The sequence below is a fragment of the Enterobacter cloacae complex sp. HYC003_NIDB genome, from assembly GCF_056673375.1.
The window spans coordinates 2,794,390-2,813,468 of sequence record NZ_CP114220.1 but is presented as its reverse complement, the minus strand read 5'-3'; the positions used below and the strand labels follow the sequence as shown (position 1 = coordinate 2,813,468).

Below are 19,079 nucleotides of genomic sequence, written 5' to 3'. Positions count from 1 at the left end.
GGTCTAATGCAAGCCCGCTTAGCGACGACATTGCGACAGAATATCCAGCTGCGGTTGATAAACCGCTGATTTCACGTCCATCATGCCCAGAACGGTGGCGAATAAATTGTCCTGTGAAACCGCCTCTTTTGCGGCATGGTCACGCAGGCAATCCGTGTTTACGCCGAAGTTTTTCGCATAATCCGGGGAGAGCCAGAACATAAACGGAATATGCGTTTGCTGCTCCGGGGCCAGCATATACGGCGTACCGTGCAGGTAAATTCCGCTTTCACCCAGCGATTCACCGTGATCGGAGAGGTAAATGAGCGCCGTGTTCATGTTGGCCTGCCGGGCTTTTAGCGCGTCGATGGTTCGGCTGACCACGCTGTCGGTATACAAAATCGAGTTGTCATAGGTATTGATCAGCGACTGATGATCGCAATCCTGAATTTCATTGGTATCGCAGGTTGGGGTGAACTTGCGAAAGCTGTCCGGATAACGGTTGTAGTAGGCCGGACCGTGGCTGCCCATCAGATGAATAACCAGAACCGTATCCTGCTTTATTCCATCCAGTACGTTGTCCAGACGGTAGAGGTTGACGTCGTCGATACAGGATTTGTCCTTACAGAACTGATCCAGTTTCCACTGGGTCATGTCCGTGTGCGGCACGCGGTCGCAGGCGCCTTTACACCCGCCGTCGTTGTCGCGCCACAGCAGGTTGAAACCGGCATGGTTAAGTACATCGAGCAGACCTTCCTGGTGATGGGCGAGGTCCGCGTCATATTTTTTCCGCGTCATGCCGGAGAACATGCAGGGGACGGAAACGGCGGTTTCCGTGCCACAGGAGGAGGCCTGGGGGAAGTTGATGACATCCTGCTTTTTCAGCTCGGGGTTGGTTTCACGCGGGTAACCATTTAACGAGTAGTTTGCGGCGCGGGAGGCTTCGCCCACCACCACAATCAGCACGGTTTTCTTGCGTTGGCTGGAAATCAGCGCGCCTTTATGAGCATCCTCGCCAATGCGGACCAGCGTCTGGTCGCCGGCAAACCAGCGCATTTTGCTGTATTTCACCACGGCGCTCACGTAATTCGCCGGGGTAACCATTTTGACGATGCTTTTGTTATTGCGGAACAGAGAAGCATAGTCTTTATAAAACACCGCCGCGACCAGGATGATCACCAGCAGCGCACCCAGCATAGCGGCGACACGCGTCAGGAGGGCATACCACCATTTTCCGGTGCGAATGCGCGTCAGGGCTAAAATAATCGATGGAACCAGACCCGCAACGACCAGCCACAGGATCATCTGCGGCGTCACCAGGGCAGTCGCTTCCTGGGAATTAGTTTCGAACACGTTCACAATCATGTTCTGATCGATAACCGTGCCATAGGTATACATAAACCAGGTTGCGGCGGCGCATCCCAGGGTCAGGACAATCATGAGCGGCTTGCGAATAAAGGGAATATTCAGCAGGCTGAAGACAATCACCCAGCCGCAGAACAGCACCAGCGGCACGCTGGCAGCAAACAGGAGATCGTGCAGATGTGCAGGCGCAATGATTGACCAGCTGCGCTGGATAAACAATGCATTCAGTACGGTGAAGAAAAGTGCACAGCCCAGAGTAAATTTTATATCGTTACAGTGTAACTTTTTAGTGAACCACATGATGACCAGACCATTCGTTATATCAATGCGGCGAGTATAAGAAGGGAAGATTAGCGAAACCTTAATGCTCTGTTTGTGGCGCACATCCTTGCATGCAAGCCATTTAGGGTCTTCACTGTAGGGAATAATGACGTTCTGGAGGTAGGTGTGGCAGAGCAACTGGAGTTTTTCCCTGTCCAGAGCCCGTGCCGGGGTATTTGCCAGGTAGATGAACGAGGATACTGTCGTGGCTGCATGCGCACGCGCGATGAACGTTTTAACTGGCAAAATTTCAGCGACGCGCAAAAGCAGGAGGTCTTACGGCTCTGTCGACAGCGTCTGCTGCGTAAAATTCGTGCAAACAAAGCGGTTGAAAGCGAAGAACCTCAGCAACCTTCACTGTTTTAGCAGGGTAATTGCGTATACTGGTGACATGACTTCCTTGAGGAAAATGTTATGGTTCAGCGTATTACCCTTGCCCCGCAGGGCCCGGAGTTCTCCCGATTTGTTATGGGCTACTGGCGCCTTATGGACTGGAATATGTCTCCGGTCCAGCTGGCGGACTTTATAGAAGAGCATCTCGATCTCGGGATCACCACCGTCGATCACGCTGATATTTATGGCGGCTATCAGTGCGAGGCTGCCTTTGGCGAAGCGCTGAAGCGTGCGCCGGCGCTGCGTGAACGTATGGAGATTGTGACCAAATGCGGTATTGCCACCACAGCAAAACCGGAGCATGCGCTTGGGCATTACATCACTGACAGCGCGCATATCGTTAAAAGCGCCGAGCAGTCACTGATTAACCTGGCCACCGATCGTATCGACCTGCTGCTGATCCACCGACCCGATCCGTTGATGGATGCGGATGAGGTCGCGGAAGCCTTCCTGACGCTGCACCAGAGCGGCAAAGTGCGCCATTTTGGCGTGTCTAACTTCACCCCGGCACAGTTTGCGCTATTGCAGTCTCGCCTGCCGTTTACGCTGGCGACGAATCAGGTGGAGATCTCGCCTGTTCATCAGCCGCTGCTGCTGGATGGCACGCTCGACCAACTGCAACAGCTGCGCATCCGTCCAATGGCATGGTCCTGTCTGGGAGGCGGCCGCCTGTTTAACGATGAGGCATTCCAGCCGCTGCGTAACGAGCTTGAAATGGTGGCGCGCGAACTGAATGCGGAGAGTATCGAGCAGGTGGTTTACGCCTGGATCCTGCGCCTGCCGTCTAAACCGCTGCCAATTATTGGCTCCGGCAAAATTGAGCGCGTCCGCGCTGCGCTTGTGGCTGAGGAGCTGGATATGACGCGTCAGCAGTGGTTCCGCATCCGCAAGGCGGCGCTGGGCTACGACGTACCCTGAGCACGCCTGAACCTGACTTTCCGGTGAAATCTGCGCCGCTGGTATAGACTTAAGGTGCAAAAAATAACCCGTGGAGGTCTTATGAAGCGTTTTGCTCTGGCAATGGTCACGCTGGTTGTTTGCGCAGGTGCGCAGGCAGCCAGCGAGGACGTTGAAATGAATCTCGTCACTTCTCAGGGGGTAGGCCAGTCCATCGGGACGGTGAAAATCACCGAAACCGATAAAGGGCTGGAATTTGCTCCCGATCTCAAGGCTCTTCCACCCGGCGAACATGGTTTTCACGTTCATGCCAAAGGCAGCTGTCAACCCGCGATGAAAGAGGGGAAACCAACAGCTGCGGAAGCCGCAGGGGGGCATCTCGACCCGCACAACTCCGGTAAGCATGAAGGCCCGGAAGGGATGGGGCACCTCGGCGATTTGCCGGTGCTGGTGGTAAATAACGATGGTAAAGCCACCGATCCGGTTGTGGCGCCACGACTCAAAAAGCTTGACGAGGTCAAAGGCAAGGCGCTGATGGTCCACGTGGGCGGCGATAACATGTCCGATCAGCCTAAACCGCTTGGCGGCGGCGGGGCGCGCTATGCCTGCGGGGTGATCTGATCGCCAATCGTTCCGGGTGGCGGCGCCTGTTCAAGCTGTGACAGGGAGCAGTGCAGCCGCCAGATAATGGACGCCAGATCGCGGGCCGCAGGCTGATGATGGTGCGCCAGCGCGTCGCAAATACGCTGAAGCTCGGCGAGCGTGACGCTCAGGGGGCGCTGCTGCACCCCGCGCTCGCTCATCACATCTCGGAGCATGGAAATACAGTTATCACGGACCTGCGACAGCGGATCGGAACGCGTCTCCCAGGCGCGCAGTTGCCACACCACGTGCGAACAGTTTAACAGCACCACGCCCCAGCGCAGCAGCCAGCGACGGGAGAGTGAATCCTGGCTGTTGTTCAGCTGGCTGACATGATGGTAAACCAGCGATTCATACTCGCTTTCGCGCAGATGCGGCCTGCGGCTCAGCTGATCGACAAAACCCCTGCGCAACTCCCGAATATGCCTGCGGCTTTTACGCGCGTCCGAGCCCGGGCGTAGCACAGCGAAAGCCAGCCACGCCAGCCCCACGCCGAGGATCTTCGCCAGGTTGTCGTTGAGAAAATCAGCGTAATCGTAAACCGGTGGATTCGTTACAGAGATAAATGAGCCCATAAAAACAATCAACTGACCCCACAGACCGGCCAGTTTAGGCATTTGCAGTTTGAGCAACTGCATGGTGGTTAATAGCGGGAAGAGAAACAGCAGAAATTGCCAGAGGTCGGTTATCTGCACCATCAAACCAAATTTCACCACGAAGCTGAATAGCGACAGCAGTACCAGCGTACGCAGCAGAAGCGTAAGGGAATTAAAGGGGGAAGCGGCGACGGAATAGAGCACGCAGCTGATTGCCGCAAGCGTCAGGGCCGCACTGCCCGCATCCCATTGCGTGGTGATGGCCCATGCGCCCACGGCCGTCAACGCACAAAACGTACGAAAACCGCTCCACAGCGCCTCCATTGCGTCGGTATGGCGCGCCAGAGCAGGACTACCGGGAACGGAAAATTCGGTGACGGGCGTGGCATTCTCGACGGCTTTTAACCAGCGGCTGCTGCGCAGATACAGGCGGCAGAAATAGTTCAGACGCTGCCAGAAGGCACGGTGCCTGTAGTCATATTCATCCGTTGGGGCGAGCGGCGCGATAATGCGGGCCACGGTATAGATATCGGCATCCGGACGCGCAAGAGCGGCGAGCAGCGCCTCGATAATCTCCCGGGTATGGGCTGGCGGTGCAGGCCAGTTCAGCAACATCCGGCGAAGGCTTGAGATCGCGCTCGTCATCCGCAATTGCTGGTGCAGTAAATAGTTCAGAAGCGTGTTCTGGCGACGAAAACGGTAGTGGCTCCAGAAAGCCTGGATGCGCAACAGGTTCATGGTCAGGATCTGGCCGATGACCTTTTCGTGCGCGAGGCGGATGTCATCGCTGCTGTCAGGCTGCCAGAGCAGGCTGGCATGTTCCAGCAAACGTGCGTGCATCGTTTTAAGGGCGGTGATAAGCGTAGTGCCATCTGAGGTACTGGGCAGGATCATCATCATGACGCCTCCGCACAGAATGCCGACCATCACTTCACACACGCGTGCCTGGGCGATATCCCACAGCTCGGTGGTATCCAGCACGTTGACGACCGGAAAGGCGATAATGGCCGCGGTGTAACCCGCCAGTTGAAACGCATAGGCAACGTTATTGGTAAAATGGGCGCAGGCCCAGGTACACAGCCCCAGCCATGCCGACATGCTTAACAGAAAGAGCCAGGGATCGTTCAGGGTATGGCCGGCAAGAAGCAGTGCGGCGGTTGCCCCCAGCAGGCTACCCGCCACGCGCCCGAGGCTTTTACTGATAACGCCCCCGACGGTAGGGAAGCTGACGACCGCCGCAGAGGTCATCGCCCAGTAAGGCTCATCCAGATTCAGATAATAGGCAACCGTAAGCGCAAGGCACATGGCGATGCCGTTGCGCAGCGCGTAACGCCACTGCGGCCGTGTCGCTTTTATCCACGGCGTATTGCGCCAGGAGAAAGCCCCAAAGTTCATCATCGCGATCCGATGGCGACGGTGCAGGTTGTGCCAGAGACCAGGGTAATGTCTTTCGGCAGTTGATCAAACTCGACGCGAACAGGCACCCGCTGAGCCAGGCGCACCCACGGGACGTTGGGTTTGATGTCAGGCACCAGGCCAGAATCGGTTTCCACGCTCTGATCGTATATTGCCCGACCTATGCTGCTAACGTGACCCTGTAACGTTTCTGCGCCGCTGTAAAGCGTGATCCGGGCAGGCGCTCCCTCGCGGATATGGCGCAGCTTGGTCTCTTCAAAATAACCTACAACATAGAAAGAGTGGCTATCGACCAGGGCGAAGACCGGCTGGCCTGTGGTGGCGTAATCACCCACACGGGTAGACAGGCTCGTGATCCATCCATCCACCGGGGCTTTGACCACGGTCTGGGTCAGTTGCCACTCGGCCTGTTTCAGCGTTGCCTCTGCAACCTTCAGGCTGGCCTGCATGGCTTTTACATTGATATTGGCGGTATCGAGATCCTCCGCAGAGATATAATTTCTCGACAGATGGCGGCGGCGTTCGGCTTCGTTATTGGCTTTTGCCAGATCTGATTGAGCTTTTGCGAGCTGCGCCTGGGCATTAAGTACCGCAATGTGGAAAGGGGTCTCATCGATACGGAATAGCACATCGCCCGCATGAACGTACTGGTTGTCCTTCACCAGCAGCGCGCTGATACTGCCGGACACCTGTGGCGTGATGCTGACCTGTTCCGCGCGGATCTTGCCGTCACGCGTCCAGGGCGACTGCATGTAATAATTCCAGAGCCACCAGCCGGCCATCACCGCCAGCGCTAAAACGAAAAGAGTGGAAAAATATTTTAACGTTTTCAATGCTATTCTCACCACACGGTTAACACGGCAAGGCCAAGACAGACGGAGAGGGTAAACAGGGAGAGATCCATTAACATCGGGTGCCAGATTTCACCGGAATACATCCAGTCGCGCAGCAGACGATGCGCAATGAGCCAGATTACAAAACCGACCATCACGGCTTTAAACAGTGGCGGAAAGTAGACCGATGCGCCAACAATCAAATCCTGGAGGGGCAACCCTGCGGAGAAGGAAAACAACGTCACAAGCAGCGATCCTTTGCGGTGGAATGAGGGCCACATTGGCAGATTTCAATGCGATGGCGAATTACCATTCAGTGTAAATCATCCTTTAAGGAATGATGAATACCGTGATTGCATTTGTTTTGGCAATACAAATACTGCAAACTATTCTAAAATCACTATAATCACTTAGCAAGCTAATTATAAGGAGATGAAATTGGAATCGCCATTAGGTTCTGATCTGGCAAGGTTGGTACGCATCTGGCGTGCTCTGATTGACCATCGCCTGAAACCTCTGGAACTTACGCAGACGCACTGGGTTACGCTGCATAACATTCATCAGCTCCCGCCCGATCAGTCACAGATCCAACTGGCAAAAGCGATTGGTATTGAGCAGCCTTCTCTGGTGCGTACCCTTGACCAGCTGGAAGAGAAGGGACTCATCTCCCGACAAACCTGCGCCAGCGATCGTCGCGCCAAGCGGATTAAATTGACGGAAAAAGCGGCCCCGATTATTACTGAGATGGAGACCGTCATCAGTAAAACGCGAGGGGAGATCCTGGCCGGTATTTCCCCCGCTGAGCTGGAGATGCTGATCGGACTCATCGCCCGTCTTGAACAAAACATCCACGATTTACAGTCGCGCGACTGACGTTATTCACAGGCCTTGCTGGTGCAAGGCCTTTGTCATGTTCTGAACACCACCACCCGGTTGCGGCCCGTCTCTTTTGCCTCGTACATGGCTTTATCCGCGCTTTCCACACAGGTTTCAGCGCTGGTCTCCGGCGAGGTGGCGGTGAATACCCCCATACTGATAGTAATCGGTTCCGGGAGATAACCGCCGCTGCTGACGTTGTCGAAACCGCTCAATTTGAGACGTATGCGTTCGGCAACCTGTTGCGCAAGATCGGAAGGGGTATTTGTCAGCATGAGCACAAATTCTTCGCCGCCGATCCGCGCTGCGATATCCTGCGGTCGCACTGAATCGGTCAACAGGTTTGAGACAAACTGTAAAACCTTATCCCCCTGCAAATGGCCGTAGCAGTCGTTAATGCGTTTGAAACGGTCAAGATCGCTCACGATCACCGATACCGGGTGCGCCAGGGTTGCTGTACTCAGCGCGTGGTTTAATGAATCATAGAAATAGCTACGATTATACAGACGGGTGAGGGGATCGCGGATCGAGTTTTGATAAGACTGCTGATATTTTACATGCGAGTCACGATACAAATTAAATACATCGGAAAGTAAGATGAAGATAATGATTAATGTAGCGACAGTTTCGAATAACCGTGCCCGGTACCATGAAATATCTTCAGCGTGTCCGCCTAACAATAGCATGAGCAGGGTGACGATATAACAGACGCATAAAAAATTGCCGCCGACCCAAAACAAATTCCTCACGCGGGTAATGGCCATCAGGGTGATTAACGTTACTACCCACAGGACGATCAAAATGATATTAATCGCCTGGCTCCAGAGAACCATAAACTGTCGGGTTTCATTGTCTACCAGGTCCAGTGTGAGCAGGGTTGAATGGCTGGAATAGAACAATGCCAGCCCAAGCATACTGCCCGTAAAGAGCGAGGCGCCGACAACGATAACGATGTGGGTGCTTCGTGAGAGAGCGGACGTACGCAGGGTATACAGCAATGCCGAGATGATTATCAGCACCGCCATTAAAAAGTGGCGGAACATATAGAAAATCATGGCGTCATTATAGTTCGCCACGTTGAACTGATAGAGATCAAGCCAGGCCGGGAAGCTGGACAGAGTCCCCACCATCAATAACGCTGAGCCGGCAAAGGCCAGGGCAATGGGAACAAGATATAATCGCCTTCTGTCGCACCAGTATTTCATTGCCATAAAACAGGCAATAAACAGATGAAACACCAGAAGAAATATCGTCAGCGTAGGGAAAAACAAAGGTGAAAACGAAGGAACCCATTCAACAAGTTTTATAAAAAAAGCTTGTAATACGGCAATGATAACAATGCATCCAAGCGCGAAGGCCACAAAGCGGTTCTTTACAAATCGACAGATCGCAAGCATAGAGAATTTAAAAATTAAAAAAGAAAAGAGATTGCGAAGAGTCTAAGCGAGGTAAATAAAAAATACTTTGCGCACGGACAAAAATAGATGAAATGAATAATTCACCGTGTGAATGTATTGTGCAAATATATTGTTGGAAACGATGATTTTGTTAAATGGATGCGGTCTGAACAGACCACATCCATCAGGATATTAGCGCGGGGAGACGGTAACCTGGCTGCCGTTGCTTGCCAGTACAACACGCTGGCCAGCAGAGAAGCGGGTATTACCCTGTTTCTGCACAACCATAATGGTGCTGCCATCGTCTTTACGGATTTCCAGCTCAACGCCCTGAGTTTTGTTCATCGCACCCTGAACGCCCTGACCCGCTACGCCGCCTGCAACTGCGCCCGCTGCGGTAGCCAGAGAACGTCCGGTGCCGCCGCCAATGGTATTACCCAGGAAACCACCCAGCACAGCACCACCGATTGCGCCCACCACGTTCGTGTCATCGCCACCCTGAATCTGAACAGGACGGGCATTAACGATAGTACCGTATGTCACGTTCTGTACCTGTTTAGCTTCAGAAGCACTATATACGTCGCCGGAGAGTGAACTGTCATTCACACAACCCGCCAGTGTTAAACCAATCAGCGAAACGCCCAGTACACGTAAAATCATTTGACTCTCCTGTTCACCAAAAAACGCCCGGTTGGGGCATCCGTTATGGCTAAATTATATGGCATTCCTGACCACAGTTCATATCTTTGCATGCCGAATAGATAAATTTTACTTCAACAGGGCTTAACGGGACATAAACAAAAACCGTCTGTGCTACAGGTCTGAGATTGTTAAAAAATATTATCACCGCATAGCAAAGCCGCGTTATTTATGATGGAGTGTTTGCACTTAGCCCATGTAACGTAAGGAAAGCGCATGAAATCGGGTCGCTATATCGGTATGATGTCTGGTACCAGTCTTGACGGTGTGGATGTCGTTCTGGCCGCCATTGATGAAAACATGGTGGCGCAGCAGGCAAGCCTGACCTGGCCTATTCCTGTCTCGTTAAAAGAAGAGATCCTGAACATCTGCCAGGGACAACAGCTGACGCTTTCCCAACTGGGCCAACTGGATGTGCGTCTGGGGGCGCTGTTTGCTGAGGCGGTACTGGCCCTGATGCAGCAGGAAAGACTCCACCCGCAGGATATCGTGGCAATAGGTTGCCATGGGCAGACCGTCTGGCATGAACCTGTCGGCGAGGCGCCGCACACGATGCAAATTGGCGATAACAACCAGATTGTGGCAAAAACCGGCGTGACGGTGGTGGGTGATTTCCGTCGTCGCGATATGGCCCTCGGCGGGCAGGGGGCGCCGCTGGTTCCGGCATTTCATCAGGCGCTGCTGGCGCACCCGGTAGAGCGCAGGATGGTCCTGAACATCGGCGGGATCGCCAACCTGTCGATGCTTATTCCCGGGCAGCCCGTGCGGGGGTACGATACCGGACCTGGTAATATGCTGATGGATGCCTGGATTTGGCGCCAGAGCGGTAAAGCCTACGACAAAGACGCGCAGTGGGCCAGCCAGGGGAAAGTGATCCTTCCCTTGCTGCAAACCCTGTTAAGCGATCCTTTCTTTGCTCTGCCCGCGCCGAAAAGCACGGGGCGGGAATATTTCAACTACGGCTGGCTTGAACGTCAGCTGGCGCGCTTCCCCGGTCTTGCGCCTCAGGATGTGCAGGCTACGCTGACGGAGCTCGCCGCGGTGTCGATTTCTGAACAGGTGTTGCTGAGCGGCGGATGTGAGCGCTTGCTGGTATGCGGAGGCGGAAGCCGCAACCCGCTGGTGATGGCACGCCTCGCCGCCTTGCTGCCAGGCACCGAAGTCACGACCACTGATGAAGCCGGGATCAGCGGAGACGATATGGAAGCGCTGGCCTTCGCCTGGCTTGCCTGGCGTACGGTTGCCGGTCTGCCGGGGAATTTACCCTCCGTAACCGGTGCGCGGGAGGCGAGCGTCCTTGGGGCCATTTTCCCCGCAAACCCGCGCCATAATCAGAGTTAACTGAAATTCAGCGGGAGGCGTAACCCGTAAAATAGGGAGAAACAGGAGGGCGGTTAGGCCCTCCAGGACCAGGATAGTCTTCGGAATCTGCCCATGAAAAAACTTCTTCTCATTGCTGTACCTTTTCTTATGACCGGATGCAGCGTCTATAACCAGTTCGTTGAGCGTATGCAAACCGATACGCTGGAATATCGTTGTGATGAAAAACCGCTGACGGTGAAGCTGAACAACCCGCATCAGGAAGCCAGCTTTGTTTATGACAATAAGTTGTTAACGCTGAAGCAGGGAATGTCGGCCTCCGGTGCGCGCTACTCAGACGGGATCTACGTCTTCTGGTCGAAAGGCGACAGCGCCACCGTCTACAAGCGTGACCGCATTGTGCTGAACAATTGTCAGCTTGAAAATCCGAAGCGTTGAGATTTTTGAAGGGGGCGCGCACAATAGCGCCACCCAATCTCACTTTCAGCTAACGCCATGTCAGATAACGACGAACTACAGCAAATTGCGCATCTGCGCCGTGAATACACCAAAGGCGGTCTGCGCAGCCAGGATCTTCCCGCCGAACCGCTGGTGCTTTTTGAACGCTGGCTGAAGCAGGCCTGCGAAGCGAAACTGGCTGACCCGACGGCAATGGTCGTTGCCACGGTTGATGAAAATGGTCAGCCGTATCAACGCATCGTTCTTCTCAAGCATTATGACGAGAAAGGGCTGGTGTTCTACACCAATCTTGGCAGTCGTAAAGCGCATCACCTTGAAAATAATCCGCGTATTAGCCTGCTCTTCCCGTGGCATATGCTGGAGCGCCAGGTGATGGTCACCGGCAAGGCGGAGCGCCTCTCTACGCTCGAAGTGGTAAAATATTTCCACAGTCGCCCGCGCGACAGTCAGATCGGCGCCTGGGTGTCTAAACAGTCCAGCCGAATCTCAGCCCGCGGTGTGCTGGAAAGTAAATTCCTCGAACTCAAACAGAAGTTTCAGCAGGGTGAAGTACCGCTGCCGAGTTTCTGGGGCGGGTTCCGCATCCCCATTGAGCAGATGGAATTCTGGCAGGGCGGTGAACACCGTCTCCACGACCGCTTTTTATACCAGCGCGACAACGGTGGCTGGAAAATCGACAGACTGGCCCCGTAATCCCCAAAATTTGTTGATTTAAGCGCTAGCGCACACCGCGCTGGCGCTTTATTCTATGGTCCTTTCGCATCAGGCGAAAAGTCGTGTACCGGCAAAGGTGCAGTCGTTTATACATGGAGAATTTGATGGCAAGCAGTAACTTGATTAAACAATTGCAAGAGCGGGGCCTCGTGGCCCAGGTGACGGACGAGGAAGCGTTAGCAGAGCGACTGGCGCAAGGCCCGATCGCGCTCTATTGCGGCTTCGATCCCACCGCTGACAGCTTGCATTTGGGGCATCTTGTTCCATTGTTATGCCTGAAACGCTTCCAGATGGCCGGCCATAAGCCTGTCGCACTGGTTGGCGGCGCGACCGGTCTGATTGGCGACCCAAGTTTCAAAGCCGCTGAGCGTAAGCTGAATACCGAAGACACCGTGCAGGAGTGGGTGGATAAGATCCGTAAACAGGTTGCACCGTTCCTGGATTTCGACTGCGGTGACAACTCTGCGATTGCGGCGAACAACTACGACTGGTTTGGTGGCATGAACGTGCTGACGTTCCTGCGTGACATCGGCAAACACTTCTCTGTTAACCAGATGATTAACAAAGAAGCAGTAAAGCAGCGTCTTAACCGTGACGATCAGGGTATCTCTTTCACGGAGTTCTCCTATAACCTGTTGCAGGGGTATGACTTCGCCTGCCTGAACAAACTGCACGGCGTCTCTCTGCAAATTGGCGGTTCCGACCAGTGGGGTAACATCACCTCCGGTATCGATCTGACCCGTCGCCTCCACCAGAATCAGGTGTTTGGTCTGACCGTGCCGTTGATCACCAAAGCCGACGGTACCAAGTTCGGTAAGACCGAAGGCGGCGCGGTATGGCTGGATCCGAAGAAAACCAGCCCGTACAAGTTCTACCAGTTCTGGATCAACACGGCGGATGCCGACGTTTATCGCTTCCTGAAGTTCTTCACCTTTATGGATATCGAAGAAATCAATGCGCTGGAAGAAGAAGACAAGAACAGCGGTAAAGCACCACGCGCCCAGTACGTGCTGGCGGACGAAGTGACTAAACTGGTTCACGGCGAAGAAGGTCTGGCGGCGGCGAAGCGCATTACGGCTAGCCTGTTCAACGGAACCCTGAGCGATTTAAGCGAAGCGGATTTCGAACAGCTGGCGCAGGATGGCGTGCCGATGGTTGAGATGGAAAAAGGCGCCGATCTGATGCAGGCGCTGGTGGACTCCGAGCTCCAGCCGTCTCGCGGTCAGGCGCGTAAAACCATCGCCTCTAACGCGATCACCATTAATGGCGAAAAACAGGCCGATCCGGAATACACCTTTACCGAGAACGACCGTCTCTATGGTCGCTACACGCTGCTGCGTCGCGGTAAGAAAAATTACTGCCTGGTCTGCTGGAAGTAATCAAAAGTATGCAGGGGCGTGGGAAACCACGCCCCTTTTGTTTTGACAGGGTTTGGTAAGTACAACATGAAGAACATCCTCGCCATTCAGTCCCACGTTGTGTTTGGACATGCTGGCAACAGCGCTGCGGAATTCCCGATGCGCCGCCTCGGCGTTAACGTCTGGCCCCTCAATACCGTCCAGTTCTCGAATCACACCCAGTACGGTAAATGGACCGGCTGCGTAATGCCGCCGTCGCATCTGACGGAAATCGTTCAGGGGATTGCGGATATCGACCAGCTTAAACGCTGCGATGCCGTACTGAGCGGCTATCTGGGTTCGGCGGAGCAGGGGGAGCATATCCTCGGCATTGTGCGCCAGGTGAAAGCGGCAAACCCCGCGGCGAAATATTTCTGCGATCCGGTAATGGGACATCCGGAAAAAGGCTGCATCGTAGCGCCGGGCGTTGCGGAGTTTCATGTCCGTCATGCATTGCCCGCCAGCGATATTATTGCCCCCAACCTGATTGAACTTGAGATCCTGTGTGAGCATCCGGTCAACAGCGTAGAAGAGGCTGTAAGCGCCTCTCGCGAGCTGATCGCCCAGGGGCCAGAGATTGTGCTGGTTAAGCACCTGGCACGCGCAGGGTTGAGCCAGGACCGTTTTGAGATGCTGCTGGTGACGAAGGATGAAGCCTGGCATATCAGTCGACCGCTGGTGGATTTCGGTGCACGTCAGCCTGTCGGGGTCGGGGATGTGACCAGCGGTTTGCTGCTGGTGAAGCTATTGCAGGGCGCGAGCCTGCGCGATGCGCTGGAGCACGTCACCGCAGCCGTTTATGAAATCATGATTGCGACGAAGACGATGCAGGAATATGAGCTCCAGGTCGTCGCGGCGCAGGATCGCATCGCGAAGCCGGAGCACTATTTTAGCGCAACGCAGCTTTAGAAAACGCCCGTCGCCGCTGCGCTTGCACGGGCCTACGGAATTTATAGGCCGGGTAAGCGTCAGCGCCACCCGGCAATCCAGGCCGCTCGGTTAATTCAACCCTTCCGCTTTCAGCGCCGCTGCCACCGCAGGACGCTCCGCCACGCGCGTCATATACGATGCGACATGGTCTAATCCTTCCATGTTCAGCTTAACCGCGCGCGCCCAGCGCAGAACGGTAAACAGATAGGCATCGGCGATGGTGAAACGCGAGCCACAGATCCACTGGTCGTCTTTCAGCGCGTCGTTAACGTACTGCAACTTTTTCTCCAGCAGCGCGCGCACGGTAGGTTTGTACTCTTCCGGCGTGTCCGGGCGGAACAGGGGCGTAAAGCCTTTGTGCAGTTCGGTGGCAATATAGTTCAGCCACTCCAGCGTTTTATAACGCGCAATGCTGCCGGTGGGGGCAAGGAGCTGACGATCCGGTACGTTGTCCGCCAGGAATTGCATAATCGCCACCCCTTCGGTCAGTAGGGTGCCATCATCCAGCAGCAGGGCCGGAACCTGGCCTTTTGGGTTAATCGCAAAAAAGTCATCCCCGTTTTCCAGACGCTTTTTCATCAGGTCAACGCCGTCCAGCGTGAAATCTTTACCGCTCTCGCGAAGCGTAATATGGGAAGCAAGAGAGCAGGCGCCCGGTTTATAGAACAGTTTCATCGGTAACTCCTTTTTGCTGAGGTTCCAGCTATGTTAGTGCGCGTTCGGATAAAAAAAAAGCCGCTAATCAATTAGCGGCTTCTGTTCAGTCGTTTCCCGATGACATTACGCGTTCGCGGTTTTGATCGCTTTAGCGGATTTGTCGTCGTCCTGCGTCATACGATTCAGTTTAGGTGCGGTCAGCAGCATCAGCACGGCAATCACGGCGGTCGCGATACCAATTTGCATGAACACGGTGCCGTAGACATTCAGGGAAACCAGCGGGTCGGTAACGTTGTCTGGTACCGCCATCAGGTTCGCAATCTTACCTGCGATGATAGCCGCGCCAGCGGTGGTCAGGAACCAGCTGCCCATGATGAAGCCCATCAGACGCTGAGGGACCAGCTGCGCAACCATCGCCAGGCCCAGACCGGAGATCATCAGTTCACCGATGGATTGCAGCGCATAGCTCAGGATCAGCCAGTTAACAGACACGATACCCGCGTCGGTCGCGAATTTCGTCCCCAGCGGCAGCACCAGGAATGCGCCAGAGCACAGCACCATACCGATAGCGAACTTGTGCGGCATAGGCAGACGGTCGCCCATCTTGTTATAGATAGCGGCCAGAATCGGGCTACCAATCATGATCCAGAACGGGTTCAGGGCCTGATACTGCTCCGGCTCGAACGCGATACCAAGGATGGAGTGCTCAACGTTGCGGATAGCGAAGAAGTTCAGAGACGTTGGCATCTGGCTGTACAGAACGAAGAAGATGATCGCTTCCAGCATCAGGATGAACGCCACAATCATCTTACGACGTGCCGCACCCTGCATCGCAAAGGCTTCTTTCGCGAAGATAATCACGATACCCAGCGCAACCACGCCCAGTACGGCACGTGCAACGCCCTGGTTGTGCAGCAGCCAGGTGGCGACAGCGGCCAGGATCACGATGCCGACGATGGTTGCCAGCAGTTTGCCCATGTGCACGGGTTCGAAGTCTGGTTTTGAACCATAGTCTTTAACCCAGCTACGGCAGAACAGGAAGTTCACAACGGTGATCAGCATACCCACGAAGCTCAGCGCAAACGCTACGCTCCAGCCGAATTTTGCGGCCAGCCATGGGGTTGCCAGCATAGAGAAGAAGGAACCGATGTTGATGGACATGTAGTACATGGTAAATGCACCGTCCAGACGTGGGTCATCTTTGCTGTAGCAGGTAGAGAGCAGGGAAGACGGGTTCGCCTTGAAGAGGCCGTTACCTACCGCGATGGTAGCCATGCCCATGTAAACCACACCTGCATCGTGCCCGGACCAGGCAACCAGCCCATAGCCAATCGCCAGAACAACGGCGCCCAGCATAATGACTCGTTTAGTACCGAGGACTTTATCGCCTAACCAGCCGCCGATAGCGACCAGGCCATACACCAGGGCGCTGAAGGAAGAGAACAGCGTGATGGAATCGGCTTCAGACATACCCAGCTGTTTAACCAGGTAAACCGCCATGATCCCTTGCAGGCCGTAGTAGCCAAAACGTTCCCATAATTCGATAGAGAAAATGAGATAGAACGCTTTAGGCTGTTTGAAAGCGTTAAGACTTACGCTCTCATCTGTTGGTTTATTGTTTGCAGTAGACACATATACCTCTTTTTTTACATCCCATATTAACGGGGGTGTTCATAGCGTGATGACCGTAGTCCATCCGCTTTATAGTTATATTGGGAGGGGAAACGGCGGGTAATGTTCACTATCCAGCCCCATCTGGCAATACGTTTGTAATAATCTGTTACATATAACTCTGGCGGTATAATCATCGGTTCATGCAAATGTTATACAGCGTTAAATCTCATCCGTTCAAAATTGATGGTTTTTTTCACTGTAATAGACCCTGTTTAATGGCTGTATGGCGATATGTTCTGCTATTTTGGGTGAATGGCAGTGATATAGCCCATATTCTGAAAAATGACTGGTCTTATGTTTGGTATGGAATCGATGAAATCTTGTCTGACAAAGGGGTTGGGCGGGTTTTAACAACAAAAATCCAACATCAGGTTATCAGAGTGATCGCGATCACAGATGTATAGAAATTTTTGGTGATGAAAAAACTATTAACCTGTTTGAGTGTTAAATGACCGAAGAATCGACAATGCGTAAAGGAGAAAGAGAGGGCAATTTATGGTCAATTGGGAAGATATCAGAGCCCTTGTTAATTTTAAGGGCTTGAACAGGTAAGAAGTAAGGTGGTTTACGCTCAGGGATAGACTTTTTCTTTGTATTCGCAGAGATCTTCGATAATGCAGGAACCGCAGCGTGGCTTACGGGCAATACAGGTATACCGTCCGTGCAGAATCAGCCAGTGGTGGCAGTCCACCTTAAATTCCGCCGGGACCACTTTTAACAGCTTCTCTTCCACCTCTTCCACGTTTTTACCCGGCGCGAACCGGGTGCGGTTAGAGACGCGAAAGATATGGGTATCCACGGCGATAGTCGGCCAGCCAAACGCCGTGTTCAGCACCACATTTGCCGTTTTACGCCCGACGCCCGGCAACGCTTCCAGCGCAGCGCGGTCTTCCGGGACGTCACCGCCGTGCTGCTCCAGCAGGATCCGGCAGGTCTTAATGACGTTTTCGGCCTTGCTGTTAAACAGGCCAATGGTCTTGATATAGGATTTCACACCTTCAACGCCCAGCTCCAGCATGGCCTGCGGCGTATTGGCGACAGGGTAGAGCAGGGCCGTGGCTTTGTTGACGCTCACGTCCGTCGCCTGTGCCGAGAGCAGCACCGCGATCAACAGTTCAAACGGCGAGTTAAAATTCAGCTCTGTCGTTGGATGAGGATTCTCATCGCGCAGGCGCGTCAGGATCGCAATGCGTTTCTCTTTATTCATACTGCTTTCTCGGGGATCCCTTCCTGTACGCTGCGCTCAGCGGCGCGGCGTTTACGTTTTTCATCAATCAGGTATTTTAACGCCAGCATCATTCCAAGGCCAATGAAGGCGCCAGGCGGCAGCATGGCCAGCAGGAACGGAGTGTCCGTATGGAACACCTCAATACGCAGCGACTTCGCCCAGCCGCCAAGCAGCGCGTCCGCACCGTCGAAGAGCGTACCGTTGCCCAAAATTTCACGCAGAGAGCCGAGAACGAACATGGCGGCAGTCGCGCCCATGCCGATGGAAAAACCATCCAGCGCGGATATGGCCGGATTGTTTTTCACCGCAAAGGCTTCAGCGCGGCCTACGACAATACAGTTAGTCACGATAAGCGGAATGAAAATCCCGAGCGACTGGTACAGGCCAAATGCGTAGGCGTTAATCAGCATTTGCACCACGCTGACCACCGACGCAATGATCATGACATAGATCGGAATACGGATTTCCGACGGCGTCCAGCGGCGCAAAACAGAAATGGAAAAGTTAGTCAGGGTCAGCACCAGCGTGGTCGCCAGCCCCAGCCCGAGCGCGTTGGTGGCGGTAGACGTCACCGCCAGCAGCGGACACAGCCCCAGCAGCTGTACCAGCGCGGAGTTGTTCTTCCAGAGACCCTGGACGATAACCTCTTTAACCTGGCTCATGGTCACTCCTCACAGGTGGAAAGATGATTGATCTGCGCGGGCAGCGTTTCGGCATACAGCCCGGCGCGCTTGACGGCGTTGACCACCGCGCGTGGGGTAATCGTGGCGCCCGTGAACTGGTCAAACTCGCCGCCATCTTTTTTCACCGCGAAAGCAGGATCGTCTTCGCCATGAATCATCTTGCCGGCGAAGTGTAAGATCCAGTCGCTTAAGCGTGTTTCAATTTTGTCGCCAAGGCCCGGCGTTTCGTGATGCTCCGTCACGCGCGTGCCCAGCACGGTGCCGGAAAAATCGCTGCCCACCAGCAGCTGAATCGCACCGGAGTAACCGTCCGGCGCGGTGGCTTCCATGACGGCACCCACGGGATTATCGCCCTTGCGGGCAATATAAATGCGATGGGGTCCTTTACCGAGCTGCGGAGCCTGCACGACAAAGCAGCTTTTTTGCAGGTCATTATCGTAGAAGTCGGATGGGATCACCTGATCGAACAGCGCCTTTTGCTGCTTCATTGCCTGCTCTGCAATGGTTGTTTTCGTTAGTTCATTTACCAGCGCGGTCAGCCCGGTGAGGGCGGCAGCGAAGATCGCCAGCGTAACGCCGTGTTTTTGCATTGTTTTTAGCATG

20 protein-coding genes are annotated in these 19,079 nt (G+C 54.2%); 9 read left to right on the top strand and 11 right to left on the bottom strand.

Annotation, left to right across the window (positions count from 1 at the left end):
• Positions 1-18 precede the first annotated feature (18 nt).
• A complete protein-coding gene (gene eptA, locus O1722_RS13370) occupies positions 19-1,644 on the bottom strand; it encodes a phosphoethanolamine transferase EptA (RefSeq protein WP_032619787.1) in 1,626 nt (541 codons plus the stop codon).
• Between the two features lie 147 nt (positions 1,645-1,791).
• Between eptA and O1722_RS13365 the strand changes: the two genes are divergently transcribed.
• The 3 genes from O1722_RS13365 to sodC all read left to right on the top strand — a co-directional run bounded on the left by O1722_RS13365 (position 1,792) and on the right by sodC (position 3,576).
• Positions 1,792-2,031 (top strand): DUF1289 domain-containing protein, encoded by a 240-nt coding sequence (locus O1722_RS13365; RefSeq protein WP_017384600.1) that lies wholly within the window; start codon positions 1,792-1,794, stop codon positions 2,029-2,031.
• 48 nt (positions 2,032-2,079) lie between these two features.
• Entirely contained in the window at positions 2,080-2,976 is an 897-nt protein-coding gene (locus O1722_RS13360; RefSeq protein ID WP_033487101.1) for an aldo/keto reductase, read from the top strand.
• Positions 2,977-3,057: 81 nt separating this feature from the next.
• On the top strand, positions 3,058-3,576 hold the full coding sequence (gene sodC, locus O1722_RS13355) for a superoxide dismutase [Cu-Zn] SodC (RefSeq protein WP_023303563.1): 519 nt from the start codon (positions 3,058-3,060) through the stop codon (positions 3,574-3,576).
• Here sodC and O1722_RS13350 read toward each other — a convergent pair.
• The 3 genes from O1722_RS13350 to O1722_RS13340 are packed head-to-tail and all read right to left on the bottom strand — an operon-like array spanning position 3,555 to position 6,687.
• Entirely contained in the window at positions 3,555-5,588 is a 2,034-nt protein-coding gene (locus O1722_RS13350; RefSeq protein ID WP_033487290.1) for an FUSC family protein, read from the bottom strand. The two genes, sodC and O1722_RS13350, sit on opposite strands and share 22 nt — an antisense overlap.
• The gene (locus O1722_RS13345) at positions 5,588-6,448 is read right to left on the bottom strand and encodes an efflux RND transporter periplasmic adaptor subunit (RefSeq protein WP_026080710.1); all 861 of its coding nucleotides are present in this window, start codon (positions 6,446-6,448) and stop codon (positions 5,588-5,590) included. Before O1722_RS13345 ends, O1722_RS13350 begins: the two co-directional genes overlap by 1 nt.
• 2 nt (positions 6,449-6,450) lie before the next feature.
• Positions 6,451-6,687: a DUF1656 domain-containing protein gene (locus tag O1722_RS13340; RefSeq protein WP_003857607.1), complete on the bottom strand. Its 237-nt coding sequence runs from the start codon at positions 6,685-6,687 to the stop codon at positions 6,451-6,453.
• A 187-nt stretch (positions 6,688-6,874) separates the two neighbouring features.
• Here O1722_RS13340 and slyA point away from each other — a divergent pair, with 187 nt between their 5' ends.
• On the top strand, positions 6,875-7,315 hold the full coding sequence (slyA, locus tag O1722_RS13335) for a transcriptional regulator SlyA (protein ID WP_006808997.1): 441 nt from the start codon (positions 6,875-6,877) through the stop codon (positions 7,313-7,315).
• A 35-nt stretch (positions 7,316-7,350) separates the two neighbouring features.
• Here slyA and O1722_RS13330 read toward each other — a convergent pair whose 3' ends face one another.
• Both O1722_RS13330 and slyB read right to left on the bottom strand, forming a co-directional pair.
• On the bottom strand, positions 7,351-8,715 hold the full coding sequence (locus O1722_RS13330; RefSeq protein ID WP_033487099.1) for a sensor domain-containing diguanylate cyclase: 1,365 nt from the start codon (positions 8,713-8,715) through the stop codon (positions 7,351-7,353).
• Positions 8,716-8,907: 192 nt separating this feature from the next.
• Positions 8,908-9,375 (bottom strand): outer membrane lipoprotein SlyB, encoded by a 468-nt coding sequence (gene slyB, locus O1722_RS13325; RefSeq protein ID WP_003857604.1) that lies wholly within the window; start codon positions 9,373-9,375, stop codon positions 8,908-8,910.
• Positions 9,376-9,630: 255 nt separating this feature from the next.
• On the opposite strand from slyB, the gene anmK reads away from it, so the two are divergent.
• The 5 genes from anmK to pdxY all read left to right on the top strand — a co-directional run bounded on the left by anmK (position 9,631) and on the right by pdxY (position 14,213).
• Positions 9,631-10,755, top strand: a complete 1,125-nt coding sequence (anmK, locus tag O1722_RS13320; RefSeq protein WP_033487098.1) for an anhydro-N-acetylmuramic acid kinase — start codon at positions 9,631-9,633, stop codon at positions 10,753-10,755.
• A 93-nt stretch (positions 10,756-10,848) separates the two neighbouring features.
• A complete protein-coding gene (gene mliC / locus O1722_RS13315; RefSeq protein WP_015570672.1) occupies positions 10,849-11,172 on the top strand; it encodes a C-type lysozyme inhibitor in 324 nt (107 codons plus the stop codon).
• 57 nt (positions 11,173-11,229) lie between these two features.
• Positions 11,230-11,886 carry a pyridoxamine 5'-phosphate oxidase gene (gene pdxH, locus O1722_RS13310; RefSeq protein WP_033487096.1) on the top strand — a complete coding sequence of 219 codons (657 nt, stop codon included), beginning with the start codon at positions 11,230-11,232 and terminating at the stop codon, positions 11,884-11,886.
• Between the two features lie 125 nt (positions 11,887-12,011).
• Positions 12,012-13,286 (top strand): tyrosine--tRNA ligase, encoded by a 1,275-nt coding sequence (gene tyrS, locus O1722_RS13305; protein ID WP_017384594.1) that lies wholly within the window; start codon positions 12,012-12,014, stop codon positions 13,284-13,286.
• A 66-nt stretch (positions 13,287-13,352) separates the two neighbouring features.
• Positions 13,353-14,213 (top strand): pyridoxal kinase PdxY, encoded by an 861-nt coding sequence (gene pdxY / locus O1722_RS13300; protein WP_015570669.1) that lies wholly within the window; start codon positions 13,353-13,355, stop codon positions 14,211-14,213.
• Positions 14,214-14,303: 90 nt separating this feature from the next.
• On the opposite strand, the gene gstA is transcribed toward pdxY, so the two are convergent.
• The 5 genes from gstA to rsxG form a co-directional block, all read right to left on the bottom strand.
• Complete coding sequence (gene gstA / locus O1722_RS13295) at positions 14,304-14,909, bottom strand: glutathione transferase GstA (protein WP_003857598.1); 606 nt, start codon at positions 14,907-14,909, stop codon at positions 14,304-14,306.
• A 105-nt stretch (positions 14,910-15,014) separates the two neighbouring features.
• Positions 15,015-16,523 carry a dipeptide/tripeptide permease DtpA gene (gene dtpA / locus O1722_RS13290; protein WP_003857596.1) on the bottom strand — a complete coding sequence of 503 codons (1,509 nt, stop codon included), beginning with the start codon at positions 16,521-16,523 and terminating at the stop codon, positions 15,015-15,017.
• Positions 16,524-17,136: 613 nt separating this feature from the next.
• Positions 17,137-17,772: an endonuclease III gene (gene nth, locus O1722_RS13285; RefSeq protein WP_033487095.1), complete on the bottom strand. Its 636-nt coding sequence runs from the start codon at positions 17,770-17,772 to the stop codon at positions 17,137-17,139.
• Positions 17,769-18,455 (bottom strand): electron transport complex subunit E, encoded by a 687-nt coding sequence (locus O1722_RS13280; RefSeq protein WP_003857592.1) that lies wholly within the window; start codon positions 18,453-18,455, stop codon positions 17,769-17,771. Before O1722_RS13280 ends, nth begins: the two co-directional genes overlap by 4 nt.
• 2 nt (positions 18,456-18,457) lie before the next feature.
• Entirely contained in the window at positions 18,458-19,078 is a 621-nt protein-coding gene (rsxG, locus tag O1722_RS13275) for an electron transport complex subunit RsxG (protein ID WP_033487093.1), read from the bottom strand.
• Position 19,079: the final 1 nt, after the last annotated feature.

Coding starts and splice junctions, on each gene's coding strand:
- anmK (WP_033487098.1), top strand. CDS start 9,631: ATGAAATCGGGTCGCTATATCGGTATGATGTCTGGTACCAGTCTTGAC.
- pdxH (WP_033487096.1), top strand. CDS start 11,230: ATGTCAGATAACGACGAACTACAGCAAATTGCGCATCTGCGCCGTGAA.
- sodC (WP_023303563.1), top strand. CDS start 3,058: ATGAAGCGTTTTGCTCTGGCAATGGTCACGCTGGTTGTTTGCGCAGGT.
- O1722_RS13350 (WP_033487290.1), bottom strand. CDS start 5,588: ATGAACTTTGGGGCTTTCTCCTGGCGCAATACGCCGTGGATAAAAGCG.
- O1722_RS13280 (WP_003857592.1), bottom strand. CDS start 18,455: ATGAGCCAGGTTAAAGAGGTTATCGTCCAGGGTCTCTGGAAGAACAAC.
- eptA (WP_032619787.1), bottom strand. CDS start 1,644: ATGTGGTTCACTAAAAAGTTACACTGTAACGATATAAAATTTACTCTG.
- mliC (WP_015570672.1), top strand. CDS start 10,849: ATGAAAAAACTTCTTCTCATTGCTGTACCTTTTCTTATGACCGGATGC.
- pdxY (WP_015570669.1), top strand. CDS start 13,353: ATGAAGAACATCCTCGCCATTCAGTCCCACGTTGTGTTTGGACATGCT.
- O1722_RS13360 (WP_033487101.1), top strand. CDS start 2,080: ATGGTTCAGCGTATTACCCTTGCCCCGCAGGGCCCGGAGTTCTCCCGA.
- O1722_RS13330 (WP_033487099.1), bottom strand. CDS start 8,715: ATGCTTGCGATCTGTCGATTTGTAAAGAACCGCTTTGTGGCCTTCGCG.
- tyrS (WP_017384594.1), top strand. CDS start 12,012: ATGGCAAGCAGTAACTTGATTAAACAATTGCAAGAGCGGGGCCTCGTG.
- slyB (WP_003857604.1), bottom strand. CDS start 9,375: ATGATTTTACGTGTACTGGGCGTTTCGCTGATTGGTTTAACACTGGCG.
- gstA (WP_003857598.1), bottom strand. CDS start 14,909: ATGAAACTGTTCTATAAACCGGGCGCCTGCTCTCTTGCTTCCCATATT.
- slyA (WP_006808997.1), top strand. CDS start 6,875: ATGAAATTGGAATCGCCATTAGGTTCTGATCTGGCAAGGTTGGTACGC.
- rsxG (WP_033487093.1), bottom strand. CDS start 19,078: ATGCTAAAAACAATGCAAAAACACGGCGTTACGCTGGCGATCTTCGCT.
- nth (WP_033487095.1), bottom strand. CDS start 17,772: ATGAATAAAGAGAAACGCATTGCGATCCTGACGCGCCTGCGCGATGAG.